Genomic DNA, 16,010 nt, shown 5'->3' with positions numbered 1-16,010 from the left:
CAGGGGAACGCGATTCCCTGTAGGAGCGAGGCTTGCCCGCGAAGGCGGCCTAAAGAACGCCGCTAATTACAACTTGATCAACACCGACTTCAACTCGGTGTAATGCTCAATCGCCGCATACCCCATCTCCCGCCCAACCCCGGACATTTTGTACCCGCCAAACGGCAACGCCGGGTCCAGCGCGCTGTGGCAATTGACCCACACCGACCCCGACTTGATCCGCGGAATCATCCGGTGCACCGCCGCCAGATCATTCGACCAAATGCTCGCCCCCAGCCCATAAGGACTGTCATTCGCCATGCGCAACGCATCGGCCTCGTCATCAAACGGAATCGCCACCAGCACCGGGCCGAAGATTTCTTCCTGCACCAATGAATGCTTCTGATCGACATCGACTATCACCGTCGGCTTGACGAAGAACCCCGGCCCGAACTGCTCGCCACCACAGGCAATGGTCGCGCCGCTTTCCCGGCCCTGTTCGATGTAGCCGTAAACCCGCTCCTGCTGACGCTTGGAGATCAACGGCCCCATCTCGACCGTCGGGTCCATGCCGTTGCCGAGTTTCATGGCGTTGGCGATATCGGCGATGTCCGCCACCACATTGTCGAAATGCTTGCGCTGCACATACAGCCGCGAACCGGCACAGCAGACCTGGCCCTGGTTGAAGAAAATCGCGCTGGCGGCACCGGCTGCGGCGGACTTCAAATCAGCATCGCCCATGACGATGGTCGGCGATTTGCCGCCCAGTTCCAGGGTCACCCGGGTCATGGATTCCATGGCGATCTTGCCGATCTGCTTGCCCACGGCGGTCGAACCGGTGAAGGTCAGCTTGTCGACCAACGGGTTGTGGGTCAGCGCCGAACCAGCGGTGATGCCGGTGCCGGTGACCACGTTGAACACGCCTTCGGGATACCCGGCTTCCAGCACCAGTTCCGCCAGTTTCAACGCGCTTAGCGGGGTTTCGTCGGCGGGTTTGAGCACCACGGTGCAGCCGGTGGCCAGGGCCGGGCCGAGTTTCCAGCAGGCCAGCAGCAGCGGGAAGTTCCAGGCGACGATGGCGCCGACCACGCCCACCGCTTCACGACGGATAAAGCTGTGGAATTGATCGTTGGGCATCAGCGGCAACGACACCTCGACGCTGGAGCCCTCAATCTTGGTCGCCCAACCCGCCATGTAGCGCAGGAAATCGATGGACAGTTGCACATCCATCACTTGGGCCACCGCCGCGCTTTTACCGTTGTTCAGGCATTCCAGTTGCGCCAGCAGCTCGGCGTCGCGCTCCATCAGGTCGGCGAGTTTCCACAGCAGGTTTTGCCGCTCACGCGGGCGGGTTCGGGTCCAGGGCGAATCATCGAAGGCCCGGCGCGCCGCGAGCACGGCGCGGTCCATGTCCTCGGGAGTGGCGCGCGGCACCACGCACAGCACTTCACCGGTGGCCGGGTTGTGCAGGGGCATGGTCTGGCCGTCGGCGGCCTCGACCCAGTCACCGCCGATCAACATGCGCGGCGCGCGCTGGATAAACGCCGAAGTGGCGGGAAGCAGATAAGGAAGGGACATGGCGAGATCTCTTGTTGTTCGTGAGATCAGGGCTTTCGCAATGGCTGTGCCAAGTATCGGGGAGGGCCGGATGGGCCTGTATCGGCGAGGTTTCGCAGGTTGTGGACGAAGATGAAGCCCGGGATTTTTTCGCAAATTGCGACAGGCGCTGAGACGACGAGCAGCCGTGTTGCGCCCTTGAGACACTGACTTTTGAGGACTAGAATTTTCAGGCTCGAGGGGCGAAACGAGGGAGCCTTCGCCCGGCCACTCACCTGGCATAAGGGAGGTCACGATGTTCCTTTCAACCCTGGAAATTCAAAACATCATTGAACGCAGCTTTTTGCCGTCGGTTTGCACCTGCAACATGGAGGCCGACCAGTCCCTGACGATTCGGGTCTGTGACTGCATGACCGGCAAAGTCGACATGGTGGCGACCCACGTTCCCCTCTGGACGCTGGACAGTCCCCACGCCATCGCCTCGCTGGTGGCGGACATGCGGCAGGAAATCGAGGTTCACAAAGGCGTTCACCCCACCTTTTACATCTGAACAGACGACATGCCGCCCCTGGGTGCCGGGGCGGCATGACGCCGAACATTCAGGCTGCGAATTTCCGCACGACCCCAGCGATTGCATTGAGGCGGCTACGCTTGTCTCAGACTGCAACAGCTGTCGCGATATTAGACGCAGGTGATCGTGCCCAGACCGGGCTTCGGGCCTTCTTCTTCACGCAACTACTTGATAAAAAAGGATATCGGTAAGCTGGCACGCTCCGTGTATTGCTCATCGCAGACGTTTCTCTTGCCTCCGTCAGCGGTGCGCCGCCGGCGGCAGAAACCATAAAAACGATAAGCCACAACAATAAGAAAGCACCGTGCGAGGTTCGACGTTGATGAAGAGAAGACTCCGATCAGGCCTGAGCGCCAGTCTGCTGGCCGTGGCCGCTTGTGTGGCGCTGCATTCGCCTTACAGCCTGGCAGCCCGCGACGCCCAGACCATCCTCAAGGAAACCTGCCAGGGCTGTCACACCCCCGAGGCCGATAATGCCCTGAGCCGCATCAGCCACCAGCGCAAGACCCCGGAAGGCTGGCTGATGAGCATCGCGCGGATGCAGACCATGCACGGTTTGCAGATCAGCGATGACGACCGCCGCACCCTGGTCAAATACCTGGCCGACACCCAAGGCCTGGCGCCGAGCGAAACCGATGGCGTGCGTTATGCGCTGGAACGTCGCCTGAATACCGTCGAAAAATTCGACGACCAGACCAGCCAGATGTGCGGCCGCTGCCACTCCGGCGCGCGGGTCGCCCTGCAACGCCGTCCGGCCCAGGAATGGGAGCGTCTGGTGAATTTCCACCTCGGCCAGTGGCCGTCCCTCGAATACCAGGCCCTGTCCCGGGATCGCGACTGGTTCGATATCGCCCGCAAAGACATGGTGCCGCTGTTGGCCAAGCGTTATCCGCTGGACAACCCGGCCTGGAAAAAATGGCTGGGCACTGCGCCGAAAAGCGATGCGCTGGTCGGCGACTGGAGCTTCAGCGGTCACTTGCCGGGTAAAGGTGAATTGGCTGGCGTGATGAGCGTCACCGCCGATGGCAGCGACACCTTCAAGGTCAGCGTCAAAGGCCAATACGCCGATGGCAGCGCATTCAATGGCGACGGCAGCGCGATTCTCTACAGCGGCTACGAATGGCGCGGCAACGTGACGGTTGATGGCGTGACCATGCGCCAAGTGTTCGCCGCTCAGGGCAATGCAATGCAAGGCCGGATGTTCGAGGCTGAGCACGATGAACGCGGTCTGGATTTCGTGGCGGCGAAGCAGGGCAGCAGTCGCTTGCTGGCGGTGCAGCCGGGTTACCTGAAGGCGGGTGTTGAAACCGAAGTGACGTTGATCGGCAGCGGTCTCACCGGCAAACCGAACTTCGGCAAAGGCGTGGAAGTGGTCGCCGTTATTGAGCAAAGTCCTGAGCGGATCAGGGTCAAACTCAAGGCTGCAGCGAATGCCCAACCAGGTCTGCGCAACGTCACCGTCGGCACGCTGAAAGGCCCGACCCTGTCGGTCTACAGCAAAATCGCGTCGGTCAAAGTCGTGCCGGAATTCTCCGTGGCGCGGATCGGCGAGGGCGGTGGTTCGACGCCGAAAGTCCAGGGCCGTTTCGACGCCGAAGCCTGGGGCAAGGGCGCCGATGGCAAGCCGTATCGCATCGGCGTGTTCCCGGCGCAGTGGAAGGTCGAAGCCTTCGACGACCGCGCCAAGGAGGACGAAGACGTCAAGTTCGCCGGCACCATGCAGGCCGACAGCGGCGTGTTCACCCCAGGCGATGCTGGGCCGAACCCACAACGCAAAATGTCTACCAACAATGCCGGCAACCTCAAGGTGATTGCCGCCGTCGACGACGCAGGGAAATCCCTGACCGGCGAAGGCCACATGATCGTCACCGTGCAACGCTGGAACAATCCACCCATTCCATGAGTTGGCTGATCTCTCACGGTTTCAGACACTTTTCGGAATGATCGCAGGCCCCGCCAAGCGGGGTTTGCACAGGAGGTTGCAATGGGCGCTATTTTGAATCTGGTCGAACGGAATCTGCACGAAGTGCACGTCGATGCCGACCGCATGCTGTTTCACATTCCCAGCAGTTCGCTGTTCGCAAGCGATGAACTGACGGGCACCATCATCGACACCTTGCGCGGTCCCGGTTGTTCTTCGGACGACCTGATCCAGCGCCTGGCCGCGCGTTTCAATGGTGAAGAAATCACCGAAACCCTGCGCGAGCTGATGGCCCTGGAACTGGTCAGCGACGGCTCGCCCCTGACCCCGGACATCGGCACCAAACGGGTCGAGCGCACCGCGATCAACACCGTGGTGCTCAACGTCAACACTGGTTGCAACCTGAGTTGCACCTACTGCTACAAGGAAGACCTCGACAAGCCGTCGGCGGGCAAGAAAATGGACATCGAAACCGCAGTCGCCTCGGTGGAGATGCTGCTGCGCGAATCCCCGGACGAAGAGCGTTTCACCGTGGTGTTTTTCGGTGGCGAGCCGCTGAGCAATCGCAAGCTGATCGAGTACATGGTCGACTATTGTGAAAAACGGTTTGCCGAGGCGGGCAAGTTCGTCGAGTTCGTCATGACCACTAACGCGACGCTGCTCACCGAAGACACCGTGGATTACCTCAACGCCCACCGTTTCGGGCTCTCGGTGAGTATCGACGGGCCGAAAACCGTGCACGATCGCAACCGCATCACCGTCGGCGGGCAGGGCACGTATGACGTGGTGCGGCGCAAGGCCGAGATGCTGCTGTCGCGCTACAACAGTCGTCCGGTCGGCGCGCGGGTGACCCTGACCACGGGCGTCACCGACGTGGAAACCATTTGGGATCACCTGTTCAACGAGCTGGGGTTTGCCGAGGTCGGTTTTGCCCCGGTGACGTCGGGCGATATCAGCACTTTCAATCTGTCCAGCGACGAGTTGATTGAAGTCTTCGCCAACATGAAGAAGCTCGGCCGACGCTATCTGGAAGCCGCGCTGGAACACCGCAATATCGGTTTCTCCAACCTGCACCAGTTGATCACCGACATCCACGAAGGTCACAAAAAAGCCCTGCCGTGCGGCGCGGGCCTGAAGATGTTGGCGGTGGATCACAAGGGTGAGCTGAACCTGTGCCACCGATTCACCGGTTCGTCACTGCCGACCTTCGGCAACGTCCACAGCGGCGTGAAGCAAGTCGAATTGAACGACTTCCTGTCCCAACGCCTGGACCGCACCAACACCGGGTGCGAGGACTGCCAGATCCGCAACCTGTGCTCCGGCGGCTGCTATCACGAAAGCTATGCCCGTTACGGCGACCCGACCCACCCGACCTATCACTACTGCGAACTGATGCGTGACTGGGTCGACTTCGGCATCGAGGTCTACACCCGGATCATGGCCCACAACCCTGCGTTTATCAGCAGCTACATCACTCCGCGCAAGGCTCACTGATATGAAACATCTCAAGGCAATCAATAACAAAGCGCTGAAAATGGACAAGGCCGCGGAGGAAAACCGCATCGAAGAAGTGGTGGCGATGAGCTCCGTCGCCGGCTGCGCCTCGACCACGGATCCGGGCTGGGAGATCGATGCATTTGGCGGTGTGTCGTCGCTGTGCCAACCGATGGAAGCGGACCTGTACGGCTGCTCCGACCCTTGCTGGTGGCCGGCCCAGGTGCCCGACATGATGAGCACCTACCCGGACTGGAACAAGGACGCGCAGGCCTCCAACGACAACTGGCGCAACCTCGGCACTGTCTTCCCCAAAGACAAATAATCGGACAGAGAGAAGGATTCCAGCATGCTTCGTATCAAAGCCTGCGGCCTGGCCGCATTCGCCGTCCTGGGTGCTTGTTCGCTCAACGTTCTGGCCGATGAAAACACCGCGTTGCAAGACGGTCACGAGTACATGTTGACCACCAATTACCCGAACAACCTGCACGTGATCGACCTGGCCAGCGACACCTTGTTCAAGACCTGCAAGATGCCGGATGCCTTCGGCCCAGGCACCGTGCAACTGTCGCCGGATCGCAAGACCGCGTATGTGCTGAACAATCATTACGCGGACATCTACGGCGTCGAACTCGACAGCTGCAAGCAGGTGTTCCACGCCAGCATCACCCAGAAACCGGGGGAGAAAGCCAAGTCGATGTTCGCCTTCACCTTGAGCCACGACGGCAAGGAATTGTTCGCCATCGCCAACCCGACGTTGATGCTCAATGACCGCTATGAAGTGCAACAGCCTCGGCTCGATGTCTACTCGACCGACGCCGGCATGAGTGCCAAACCGGTGCGCAGTTTCCCGGCGCCACGGCAGTTGACCATCATGCAGAGCGGCGACGACGGCACGCTGTATGTGGCTGGGGCGGACGTCTACAAGGTCGATGTGAAGACCGGCAAGTTCGACGTGCTGATCCCCAGCCGTCACTGGAAACGCGAAAACTACAGCGCGCCGGACGTGCTCTATGTGTGGAACCAGCAGACCTATCGCCATGACTTCTCGTTGCTCTACACGGCGGCGAAATTCAAGGACAAGAAGCAGGACCCACTGACCGCCGAATACCTCTATGGGCTGTTCAGCATCGACCTGAAAACCGGCAAGACCGAAACCACCGACTTCGGCCCGTTGACGGAAATCTACTTCAGCGGCATGCGCTCACCCAAGGACCCGAACCTGATGTTCGGCGTGCTCAACCGTTTGGCCAAGTACGACATCAAGCAGAAAAAAATGCTCCAGGCGGCAACGCTGGATCACTCTTACTACTGCATTTCCTTCAATAAGGACGGCAGCAAGATCTATCTGGCCGGGACGTTCAATGACGTGGCGATCTTTGATCCGGAGAGCATGAAGCAGATTGGGAATATCAAGTTGCCGGGTGGGGATATGGCGATTACCACGGCGCAGATATTTGTTCGGTAACGGCAGCGCCTGAACGGACGCCTTCGCGGGCAAGCCTCGCTCCTACAGGGGATTTGTGATCGACGCAAAACCCTGTAGGAGCGAGGCTCGCCCGCGAAGAGGCCCTCACTGACACCGCAGCATCAAGCCCCAGGCACCGGGCAGCTCAAATCCCCTTCCTCGCACTTCAAGTAAGTCTTGAACGCCTCGACCCGCGCCTTGGTCAGCCCGGTGGTGCAGTTGCTGTAGATCAGCGGATACACACTGCCACCGTCCACCCCGGAGGCCGAGAATTTGCACTCCGCATCCCGAAACGCCACCCAACTCCGCTGCGCGCTGACCAGCAGTTTCTTGGTATCGGGACTGTCCTTCAACCGCTGGGTGATCTGCTGATAAAGCGCATTCAGCTCTTTATCCGCCGCTTTGAATTGCTGGGCGGCGCACTGGTTCATATCGCCCTGGTTAGTGGCATTGTCACAATCCACGGCATGCGCGACGGTGGTGAAGAGCAGCGGGATCAGCGCCAGGAGAAAGCGAGGGGGCATAAGGGATTCTCACGATGACATTGGAAAGTAGGGGCAGTGTAGCGAATCCACAACTCACCACTACCCCTGTGGGAGCGAGCCTGCTCGCGAAGAGGGAGTGTCAGGCAACATCAATGTCGACTGACACTCCCTCTTCGCGAGCAGGCTCGCTCCCACAGGGATTTTTGTGGCCTGATAAATCTATGTCTGCCACTCCAAACATTTTTCATTCGATTCATATTCAAGCCAAGGCACATCATGCGCCGTCCAGATATGCGCCTGCGGCCTCATCTCCGGATCATCATCCAGCGTCGCCACCCGCACAATCACATGCGGCTGCGCCAAGCGCTCCGCCATCAATTGCGAACCACACACCGAACAAAAATGCCGCAATTTGCCCGGCGACGATTCATAACTGCTCAGCCGATCCTGCCCCTTGGTCCAGCGAAAATGCTCGCGCATCACCCCGGCGGTCGAGGCGAAGGCCGCAGCGTGGGCCTTGCGGCAGGTCTGGCAATGACAATGGCTGATCGGCATGTCGAGGCTGTCGAGCTGGTACTCGATGGTTTTGCACAGGCAGCTTCCGCGCAGGCTATTCATTACCATGCTCTGGCTGAGTGAGTGGGGCGTGATCTTTTGCCGTCTGATACAGAGCTTCAGCTGTGGCTTCAATGTCATCTCGCTGATGCAACTTTGTCAGCCAACCCTCGGGAATCGCCTGTACACCGTAATAGGCGCCGGCCAACTGACCGACGATTGCGGCGGTCGTATCCGCATCGTCCCCCAGGTTCGCGGCTTCCAGGATGGCGGCTTCAAAACTGTCGGTGTGATGAAAACACCACAAGGCCGCTTCCAGCGATGCAACGCAATACCCACTGCCGCGGATCTCACTTTTCGGTTTGCCCAGGTAATCTCCTCGTGCGATCTCCGCGACCTTGGGTTCAAGGAAGGTCGTTTCCGGCAGACTGCGCAAATCTTCCTTGAAAGCACATTGCAGTGTCTTGCCAATTAATTCGGCGAACAACTGGCAGCATTCGATCGCTTCCGGCGCGGCGTGGGTGGTCCGGGAACTGTCGGCGGCAAAGGTTCTGATCCGTTCTATGTCGGGAAAGTAATACAGCACCACCGGCACCAATCTCATCAACGAGCCGTTGCCGGCACTAGCCGGATCGGTTGAGCCAGCAAAAGGGTCGCCGGTTTCCTGGTAGCGGGTAAGGGCGTCACGCACGGTCATGCCAATGTCGAAGCATTCGCCGGTTGAACTGAGGTAACCCCAATGCCACCAGTTGAGGTAACGGCCCATTTGATCGGCCGCGTTGAATCCGGTTTTGGTCAACAGGCTTTCCGCGAGGCAAAGCGCCATTGAGGTGTCATCAGTCCATTGCCCCGGCTTCAAGTTGAAAGGGCCGCCGCCCACCATGTCGGTCAGGCTGGCGAACGAGCCGCGCGGCTGGAATTCGACGCTGGTTCCAATGGCATCGCCGCATGCCAGTCCCAGCAGGGCCCCGCGATAACGCTCCGAGAGTGATGGCTGCATGAATCGTCCTTGTCTGGTTCAACTTCGCCGCAAACGTTAGCAGTTTCGATCGGCCAACTCTCGTCCTTAATCCAGAACCGAAGGTCCAAAATACAGCCTGATATTTCAGACTATGTTGATAGTCGCACTGGCTTGATACAACTTTAGGGTTGGTCTTGTGGTCTTACAGGCCTACTGTTCAGTACAGGAGGTGACTTATGAATCCAGCATCAGATCGCATCGAAAGAAAGATTTTGCTCAAGGCGCCGCGTTCGCATGTGTGGCGCGTGTTGGCCAATGCCGAGGCGTTCGGCCAGTGGTTTGGCGTGGCGCTTGAGGGCAAGCGCTTTGTTGCGGGTGAGTGGACTCAGGGGCAGATTACTTACCCCGGCTATGAGCACTTGCTGTGGAATGTGCTGGTGGAGCGGGTAGAGCCGGAGCGGGTGTTTTCGTTTCGCTGGCACCCGTATGCCGTGGAGCCGGACGTCGATTATTCCCAGGAGCCGACCACCCTGGTGAAATTCGAACTCCAGGACATGGACGAAGGCACGTTGTTGACGGTTGTCGAGTCCGGTTTCGATCACATTCCCCAATCCCGCCGGCTCAAGGCGTTCCGCATGGACAGTCGTGGCTGGGATGAGCAGATGAGCAATATCGAAGAGTTTCTGAAAGTCAGCGAAAAGGCCCGCGAACATCAGGGCGAGTGAATGTTTGAACTCTGGTTGAAGCGCTGGGCGCTGGTGCCCGACGGCAAGCCGATCATCACGCCCGGCAGTCGTTTGCTGCCGGTACGGATGGGTGAAGTGCCGGCGATGTTGAAGGTGGCGGTGGACGCCGAGGAGAAGTTCGGCAATCTGCTGATGACCTGGTGGGACGGCGAGGGCGCCGCCCAGGTGTTTGCCCATCACGGCGACGGCTTGTTGATGGAGCGTGCCATGGGCCGGCGTTCACTGATGAACATGGCGCTCAATGGCCAGGACGACGAAGCCAGCCAGATTATGTGTGCTGCGGTGGCGCGGTTACATGCACCGCGCCTTTCACCCTTGCCGCCGCTGGTGCCTTTGGCGCAATGGTTCAGTTCGTTGCATCTGGCAGCCGCGCAATACGGCGGCCTCTATTCCCTCAGTCTGGCGACTGCCGAAGCGTTGCTGGTGACGCCACAAGACGTGGTCGTGCTGCATGGCGACATCCACCACGACAATATCCTCGATTTCGGCCCGCGAGGCTGGCTGGCCATCGACCCCAAGCGGGTGATCGGCGAGCGCGGTTTCGATTACGCCAACCTGATTTGCAACCCTGAACTGCCTACGGCGACCGACCCGCTGCGCTTTGCGCGACAAATCAAGATCGTGGCCAAAGCTGCAGCGCTTGAGCGTCGGCGTTTGCTGCAATGGGTGCTGGCATTTGCCGGATTGTCGGCGGCCTGGTTTCTGGAGGATGACGCCACCCTGGCGGCCGAAGGTCAGCTGCAAGTCGCTAAACTCGCGGCCTCCATGCTGGATACCTGAGGTATCTAAGGGTTTTCGGAAGGGGTGGTATAGCGAATGTCTTACACGCGGTGGTAGCTATGTCGTCTATTGCACATTGGATCCGAAGCGTAATCTAGCCTCATCAACTGAAGCACAGGAAGTGCTCAGGATCACGGATGATCGACCATAAGCAAGGATTCGCTGCCGACAGGGAGTCGACATGGTCTTGGAAAAACCCGCTTCGGCGGGTTTTTTTTCGCCTGTCGGAAAGTGGGCTGGATTTGTGGAAGTGAGCCATACCCAGATACCGCGCCGAACCGAAATCCCCCTGTGGGAGCGGGCTTGCTCGCGAATGCGGTCTGCCAGTGACATGGATGCAGGATGTGCCGCCGTCTTCGCGAGCAGGCTCGCTCCCACAATTTGATCCCAGCCATTCAAAAATACCTCGCCGAACTCAGATCCCTTGTGGGAGCGGGCTTGCTCGCGAATGCGGTCTGTCAGTGACATCGATGCTAGATGTGCCGCCGTCTTCGCGAGCAGGCTCGCTCCCACAATTTGATCCCAGCCATTCACAAATACCTCGCCCAACCCAGAACCCCTGTGGGAGCGAGCCTGCTCGCGATGAGGCCATCACATTCAAAATAGATGTTGGCTGACCCGCCGCCATCGCGAGCAGGCTCGCTCCCACAGGGAGATTTTCGCTTCTAATGGTCAATCGCTTACACGCGCTCGCGGGTATGTCGTCTGTTTAAGCTTCGGCGATGCGCATATTCTGGATCCATCAACTGAAGCACAGGGAGTGCTCAGGATCACGGATGATCGACCATTAGCCAGGATGGCTGCCGACAGGATGTCGCAATGGTCTTGAGAAACCCGCTTCGGCGGGTTTTTTTATGGGCGATGAAAAAGTCTTTCCGAAAGCCTGTGGCGGCAAGGGCATTGGTCCTCGCCGCCACGATCATTTACTGAAGGTTCAACCTGGCCGCCGCCCGCTCAGTGATCAGCTTGCGCTGTACATACGACGGCGCCGCCCGCCGTTGCGCCTCTTCCACGATGCTCTGCGGCGCGGTTTCAGGGCTGCCGGCCTGGAATGGTGGCGCTGGCGCATATTCGAGTTGCAGCTGCACCACTTGCGCGGTGTCATTGCCGAACAGCTCGGCAGCCAGAGTCAGGGCGAAGTCGATGCCCGCCGTGATCCCGCCACCGGTAAACAGATTGCCGTCGCGCACCACCCGATCTTTCACCGGGATCGCGCCCAATGTGCCGAGCAAATCGTGATAAGCCCAGTGAGTGGTAGCGCGTTTGCCGTTGAGCAGGCCCGCCGCGCCGAGCACCAGCGACCCTGTGCACACCGACGTAACGTAGCGCGCATTGACCGCTTGAGCCTTGATGAAGGCCAGGGTTTGCTCATCTTCCATCAAGGGCCCGACACCCGCGCCGCCCGGGATGCAAATCACATCCAACGCCGGACAGTCTTCGAAGGTGGTGGTCGGTTTCAGGACCAGGCCGGTACTGGCCGTGACCGGTACCAAGTCCTTCCAGATCAGATGCACCTGCACGTCCGGCAGCGAGGCCAACACGTCATAAGGGCCGGTCAGGTCCAGTTGTTGAACCTGTGGAAACAACAGAAAACCGATCTGCAAGGTCATGGCGTTTATTCTCCTGGAGGGGGGTGGACGGCTTCACTGTAGGCTCGTAGGATCTGGCGTATCCGCCAATCACCCCACGAATTACGCCAATCATGCCGAAATCCATTCATGTGCTCGCGTTTGCCAATGTCCAGGTGCTCGACGTCACCGGGCCGTTGCAGGTGTTTGCCTCGGCCAACGACATTGCCCGGCAACAGGGTTTGCCCGCGCCCTATGCGCCGTCGGTGATTGCCAGCGGTGGCGGGGCGGTGATGTCATCGGCGGGTCTTGCACTGTTGGCCGAGCCGTTGCCCTCCGGCAGCAGCGACACGTTGATCATCGCTGGCGGTTGGGGCGTTTACTCGGCGGCCGAAGACGCGCAGCTGGTGGAGTGGGTGGGCGAACACGCAACCGGTTGTCGCCGCGTTTCTTCAGTCTGCACCGGCGCATTTCTGCTGGCGGCCAGTGGCTGGCTCGACGGTCGGCGCGTAGTAACCCACTGGACCCGTTGTGAGGAGTTGGCGCAAAAGCATCCGCGCCTGCACGTCGAGCCCAACCCGATCTTCATCAATGACGGCCCGGTGTGGACCTCGGCGGGCGTCACCGCTGGCATCGACCTGGCGCTGGCCATGGTCGAAGAAGACCTCGGTCGTGCCATGGCATTAGACGTAGCCCGGCAATTGGTGGTGTTTCTCAAACGTCCGGGCGGCCAATCTCAGTTTAGCGTGACCTTGTCCCTGCAACAGGAAGGCAACCGTTTCGACGAACTTCATGCCTGGATCAGTGAAAACCTCACCAAGGACCTCGGCGTCCCGACTTTGGCGCTGCAAGCTGGCATGAGCGAACGCAGCTTCATCCGCCACTACCGCACCGACACCGGCCAGACTCCGGCCCGGGCCATCGAACTGATCCGCGTCGAAACCGCGCGGCGGCTGCTCAGCGACACCGGCGTGCCGATCAAGCGGGTCGCGGTGCAATGCGGTTTCGGCAGCGAAGAAACCCTGCGCCGCAGCTTTCTGCGGGCCATTGGAGTGACGCCGCAAGCCTATCGCGAACGCTTCAGCGTCAGCCTTTCAGTAGATCCGCTTTCAGTAGATCCAGCAGTGCCTTAATCGTCGCTTCCGGCGCCTCTTCTGGAATGTTATGCCCAACGCCTGTCAGCACTCGGCGCTCGTAACGGCCGGTGAAATGCTCGACGTCTTCGTCGGCTTCCGGCGCCGGCCCGACACCATCGTCAGCGCCGCACAGGGAAATCGTCGGCACGCTGATCGGTGGTTGTTTAGCCAGGGCTTCTTCCATCCATTCCAGCGCAGGATCGCCCGCCACATACATGAACCGATGCCGATACGAGTGAATCACTACCTCGACAAAATCCGGGTTATCGAAGGCCGGAGCGCTCAACGGATAACGCTCGGCGTTCCTGGCCCAGGTCGGCGACCACAGGCGCCAGAGCAATTCGCAAAAGGCTCGGCGATTTTGCGTCAAGCCTTCAACACCGCGCGCAGTGTGGAAGTAGTACTGATACCAGAGGCGATGCTCGGTCTCCGGATCCAACGGCTGGATCGAGCCCGGAATGTTCTGCAAGTTGTAGCCATCACCAGTGACCAGGCCGCGAACCCGCTCCGGCCACAACGCCGCCACAATGCACGCCGCCCGACCGCCCCAGTCATAACCACAGAGCGTGGCTTGTGGAATGGCGAGGGCATCCATCAGGTCCAGCAGATCCTGGGCGAGCGCGGCTTGCTGGCCGGAGCGCAGGGTGTCGGGGCTGTTGAAACGCGTCGGGCCATAGCCGCGCAGATACGGGACGATGACGCGATAGCCTTGTGCGGCGAGGGCCGGGGCGATTTCGTCGTAGGCGCGGGGCGAGTAGGGGAAGCCGTGGAGCAGGATGATGGGTTTGCCGGTGATGGGGCCGTGTTGTTCGTAGGCGATTTTCAGGGCTGGGGCTTCAACAGCGTGAATGACAGTTGGCTGGGTCACGAGAGAACTCCTGATCATTGGCATTCGAGAACACTGGAAAATTGAAGCCGAGCGCTAAATCTGTGGCGAGGGAGCTTGCTCCCGCTCGGCTGCGCAGCAGTCGCGTAGGCTGAAGGGACCGCTTCGCGCTCCAGCGGGAGCAAGCTCCCTCGCCACAGGATCTATGTCAGTCCGAGGTCTCGACTTCTGCCACCTGATTAAAATACTTCGACCGATCCGGCGTAAACGTCACCACCATCTTCGTCCTCGAACAGGTAAGCGCCCGCTCCACAGCCAAATCAATATCCAGATCTTCCCCGCGCAATCCCTGCCATTGCGCCAGGTATTTGAGGGATCCGTACTTTTCGAGTTTTTTCAGGCTGCGGCTCACGCCACCTTTCCAGCCCAGCACCGGTAGTTCGTCGGCGAGGCACTGTTGGGCGAGGTCGGGGAATCGGGTGGCGCGTTGGCGGCCGATTTCCCAGCATTTGATCAGGCCCTTGTCGTGGGCTTCCCACAGTGCATCCCGGTTCAGGCCGGAGCGTAGTGGGGCGTCGATGCTGCGGTGGATGCGCTGGGTCATTCTTGGTCCTTGAATTCGGGTTTTGTTGGACAGCTCCGCTGTACCCGTTGACGGTGGATGGTAGGGGCGGATGTAACAGCTGGCAACAAGGTATTTCCGAGTGTAGGACCTGCGTTACGTACAGCGAACACAAGGAAATCGTTTAACTGTTGTACTGAGTGAAGTACAGACCTCTGTGGCGAGGGGGCTTGCCCCCGTTAGGCTGCGCAGCAGCCGTAAACCAGCAAATGCGGTCCTTCTGAAGAAATGTGCCTACGGATACAGGGGCCGCTGCGCGACCCAGCGGGAGCAAGCTCCCTCGCCACAAGGGGGGCGTAGTGATGAGAGGGCTCGCGTTTTTGTTTATTGTCGAGTCTGGAAAAGAGATATTTCTGACGTGATCTGTTGGTTATGTATGACAACTCGCTTCAAGCTTTCGACGCTTCATTTGAAACGACGCTTTAAATGAGGTTCCAGAACGAGGCGACTATTGGCATCGATGCAATACTCCACGAGTTTGCTTTCTTCAAAAAAGTCGACGCTGATAATGCTCGAACGATAAATAAAGTAACTCTCTATATCGAACCAGGCGTTGATTTCCTTGGTTAACTTGGTTGGGCCGGATAAGGCTGTATATCGCGTCATGGACAGTCTCCAAGGATACGTCGATGTCGGCGGATGTCGCATGACGTCAGTGATGTAGTGCGCGAGCTGTTCAACAGAAACGAATATGTTTCCTTCCCAATAATTTTGAAAGGCCGGCCAGAATAGTTCTGAATCAAACTTTCCATAGTATTCAATGGACAGAATGATTCGTTGTTTTTGACTGATTTTTTTCAGTTGTCCGAAACTTAGGTATTTATTGCTGTCAGGGATCAGGCGATCTTCTAATCCACGAAGTATATCCGCTTTGAATGCCTGATGATCAAACCGGTTATCTTCTTCGTCATGGAGCGTATTGAAGTCCAGGATGATGAACTCGTCGGGGTTCTGATCAAGGAAGGTGGTAGCGGCACCTATGATTTCTTTAAGGCGTCGCCCCCGAATTTTCCAGTGATAGGTCTTGAATTCGTTATTTTGAAAAAGCATGCGAAGATCAAACGACCTTGCACCATTTCTCATTTGCCAGAGTAAGTCATGGTTCTGGCAGAGTGCCCAGTTGGCCAAGGTAGACTCGGGAAATGAGTGACCGATGTCCCAATCCATACCGGCATTGTGGCAGCCGGGCCAGATAAAATCACCGATGTTTAAACTGTCGATATGGGGTGTGGTGCTCATCCAGTTGGCATAGTTGATAGGGGTTGTTTTATTGCTGGCGTGATTCATGTTAGTGGTTCTAGTAAGTGAGTAATAAAAAGTGTATGGGCCTTGGCGCAGGTG

16 protein-coding genes are annotated in these 16,010 nt (G+C 58.8%); 8 read left to right on the top strand and 8 right to left on the bottom strand.

The annotated features are described in order from the left end of the window. Window positions 1-66: 66 nt before the first annotated feature. The gene (locus tag LOY68_RS22000; RefSeq protein ID WP_163913370.1) at window positions 67-1,557 is read right to left on the bottom strand and encodes an aldehyde dehydrogenase family protein; all 1,491 of its coding nucleotides are present in this window, start codon (window positions 1,555-1,557) and stop codon (window positions 67-69) included. A 274-nt stretch (window positions 1,558-1,831) separates the two neighbouring features. Between LOY68_RS22000 and LOY68_RS21995 the strand changes: the two genes are divergently transcribed. From LOY68_RS21995 to peaD, 5 genes are all read left to right on the top strand, one after another. Then, window positions 1,832-2,086, top strand: a complete 255-nt coding sequence (locus LOY68_RS21995) for a DUF1652 domain-containing protein (protein WP_054053445.1) — start codon at window positions 1,832-1,834, stop codon at window positions 2,084-2,086. A gap of 343 nt (window positions 2,087-2,429) precedes the next feature. Then, a complete protein-coding gene (peaA, locus tag LOY68_RS21990; protein WP_265039883.1) occupies window positions 2,430-4,010 on the top strand; it encodes a quinohemoprotein amine dehydrogenase subunit alpha in 1,581 nt (526 codons plus the stop codon). Between the two features lie 81 nt (window positions 4,011-4,091). Beyond that, a complete protein-coding gene (gene peaB, locus LOY68_RS21985) occupies window positions 4,092-5,522 on the top strand; it encodes a quinohemoprotein amine dehydrogenase maturation protein (RefSeq protein WP_163913374.1) in 1,431 nt (476 codons plus the stop codon). Window position 5,523: 1 nt separating this feature from the next. Beyond that, window positions 5,524-5,847, top strand: a complete 324-nt coding sequence (gene qhpC, locus LOY68_RS21980; protein WP_054053439.1) for a quinohemoprotein amine dehydrogenase subunit gamma — start codon at window positions 5,524-5,526, stop codon at window positions 5,845-5,847. 24 nt (window positions 5,848-5,871) lie between these two features. Continuing rightward, window positions 5,872-6,990, top strand: a complete 1,119-nt coding sequence (gene peaD / locus LOY68_RS21975; RefSeq protein WP_265039882.1) for a quinohemoprotein amine dehydrogenase subunit beta — start codon at window positions 5,872-5,874, stop codon at window positions 6,988-6,990. 122 nt (window positions 6,991-7,112) lie between these two features. On the opposite strand, the gene LOY68_RS21970 is transcribed toward peaD, so the two are convergent. From LOY68_RS21970 to LOY68_RS21960, 3 genes are all read right to left on the bottom strand, one after another. Beyond that, complete coding sequence (locus LOY68_RS21970; protein WP_265039880.1) at window positions 7,113-7,514, bottom strand: lysozyme inhibitor LprI family protein; 402 nt, start codon at window positions 7,512-7,514, stop codon at window positions 7,113-7,115. 180 nt (window positions 7,515-7,694) lie between these two features. Continuing rightward, complete coding sequence (locus tag LOY68_RS21965) at window positions 7,695-8,093, bottom strand: GFA family protein (protein ID WP_265039878.1); 399 nt, start codon at window positions 8,091-8,093, stop codon at window positions 7,695-7,697. Further along, window positions 8,086-9,030, bottom strand: coding sequence for an ADP-ribosylglycohydrolase family protein (locus LOY68_RS21960; RefSeq protein ID WP_265039876.1), 945 nt, complete (start codon window positions 9,028-9,030; stop codon window positions 8,086-8,088). Before LOY68_RS21960 ends, LOY68_RS21965 begins: the two co-directional genes overlap by 8 nt. A gap of 197 nt (window positions 9,031-9,227) precedes the next feature. Between LOY68_RS21960 and LOY68_RS21955 the strand changes: the two genes are divergently transcribed. Together LOY68_RS21955 and LOY68_RS21950 are read left to right on the top strand one after the other, a co-directional pair. Further along, window positions 9,228-9,716 carry an SRPBCC family protein gene (locus LOY68_RS21955; protein WP_054617365.1) on the top strand — a complete coding sequence of 163 codons (489 nt, stop codon included), beginning with the start codon at window positions 9,228-9,230 and terminating at the stop codon, window positions 9,714-9,716. After that, a complete protein-coding gene (locus tag LOY68_RS21950) occupies window positions 9,717-10,517 on the top strand; it encodes an aminoglycoside phosphotransferase family protein (RefSeq protein ID WP_265039875.1) in 801 nt (266 codons plus the stop codon). A 923-nt stretch (window positions 10,518-11,440) separates the two neighbouring features. On the opposite strand, the gene inhA is transcribed toward LOY68_RS21950, so the two are convergent. Beyond that, window positions 11,441-12,127 (bottom strand): isonitrile hydratase, encoded by a 687-nt coding sequence (inhA, locus tag LOY68_RS21945; protein WP_265039873.1) that lies wholly within the window; start codon window positions 12,125-12,127, stop codon window positions 11,441-11,443. A gap of 92 nt (window positions 12,128-12,219) precedes the next feature. Between inhA and LOY68_RS21940 the strand changes: the two genes are divergently transcribed. Further along, window positions 12,220-13,218, top strand: coding sequence for a GlxA family transcriptional regulator (locus tag LOY68_RS21940; RefSeq protein ID WP_265039872.1), 999 nt, complete (start codon window positions 12,220-12,222; stop codon window positions 13,216-13,218). On the opposite strand, the gene LOY68_RS21935 is transcribed toward LOY68_RS21940, so the two are convergent. From LOY68_RS21935 to LOY68_RS21925, 3 genes are all read right to left on the bottom strand, one after another. Next, a complete protein-coding gene (locus LOY68_RS21935) occupies window positions 13,172-14,089 on the bottom strand; it encodes an alpha/beta fold hydrolase (RefSeq protein WP_265039870.1) in 918 nt (305 codons plus the stop codon). The two genes, LOY68_RS21940 and LOY68_RS21935, sit on opposite strands and share 47 nt — an antisense overlap. 166 nt (window positions 14,090-14,255) lie before the next feature. Further along, window positions 14,256-14,651 (bottom strand): hypothetical protein, encoded by a 396-nt coding sequence (locus LOY68_RS21930; protein WP_163913412.1) that lies wholly within the window; start codon window positions 14,649-14,651, stop codon window positions 14,256-14,258. Between the two features lie 423 nt (window positions 14,652-15,074). Next, window positions 15,075-15,956, bottom strand: coding sequence for a hypothetical protein (locus tag LOY68_RS21925; RefSeq protein ID WP_265039868.1), 882 nt, complete (start codon window positions 15,954-15,956; stop codon window positions 15,075-15,077). Window positions 15,957-16,010: the final 54 nt, after the last annotated feature.

It is taken from the genome of Pseudomonas sp. B21-053 (assembly GCF_026016365.1).
GTDB classification, from domain to species: domain Bacteria; phylum Pseudomonadota; class Gammaproteobacteria; order Pseudomonadales; family Pseudomonadaceae; genus Aquipseudomonas; species Aquipseudomonas nunensis.
Note: the sequence above shows the minus strand (reverse complement) of the source record. Positions and strands in the feature narration are given on the sequence as shown.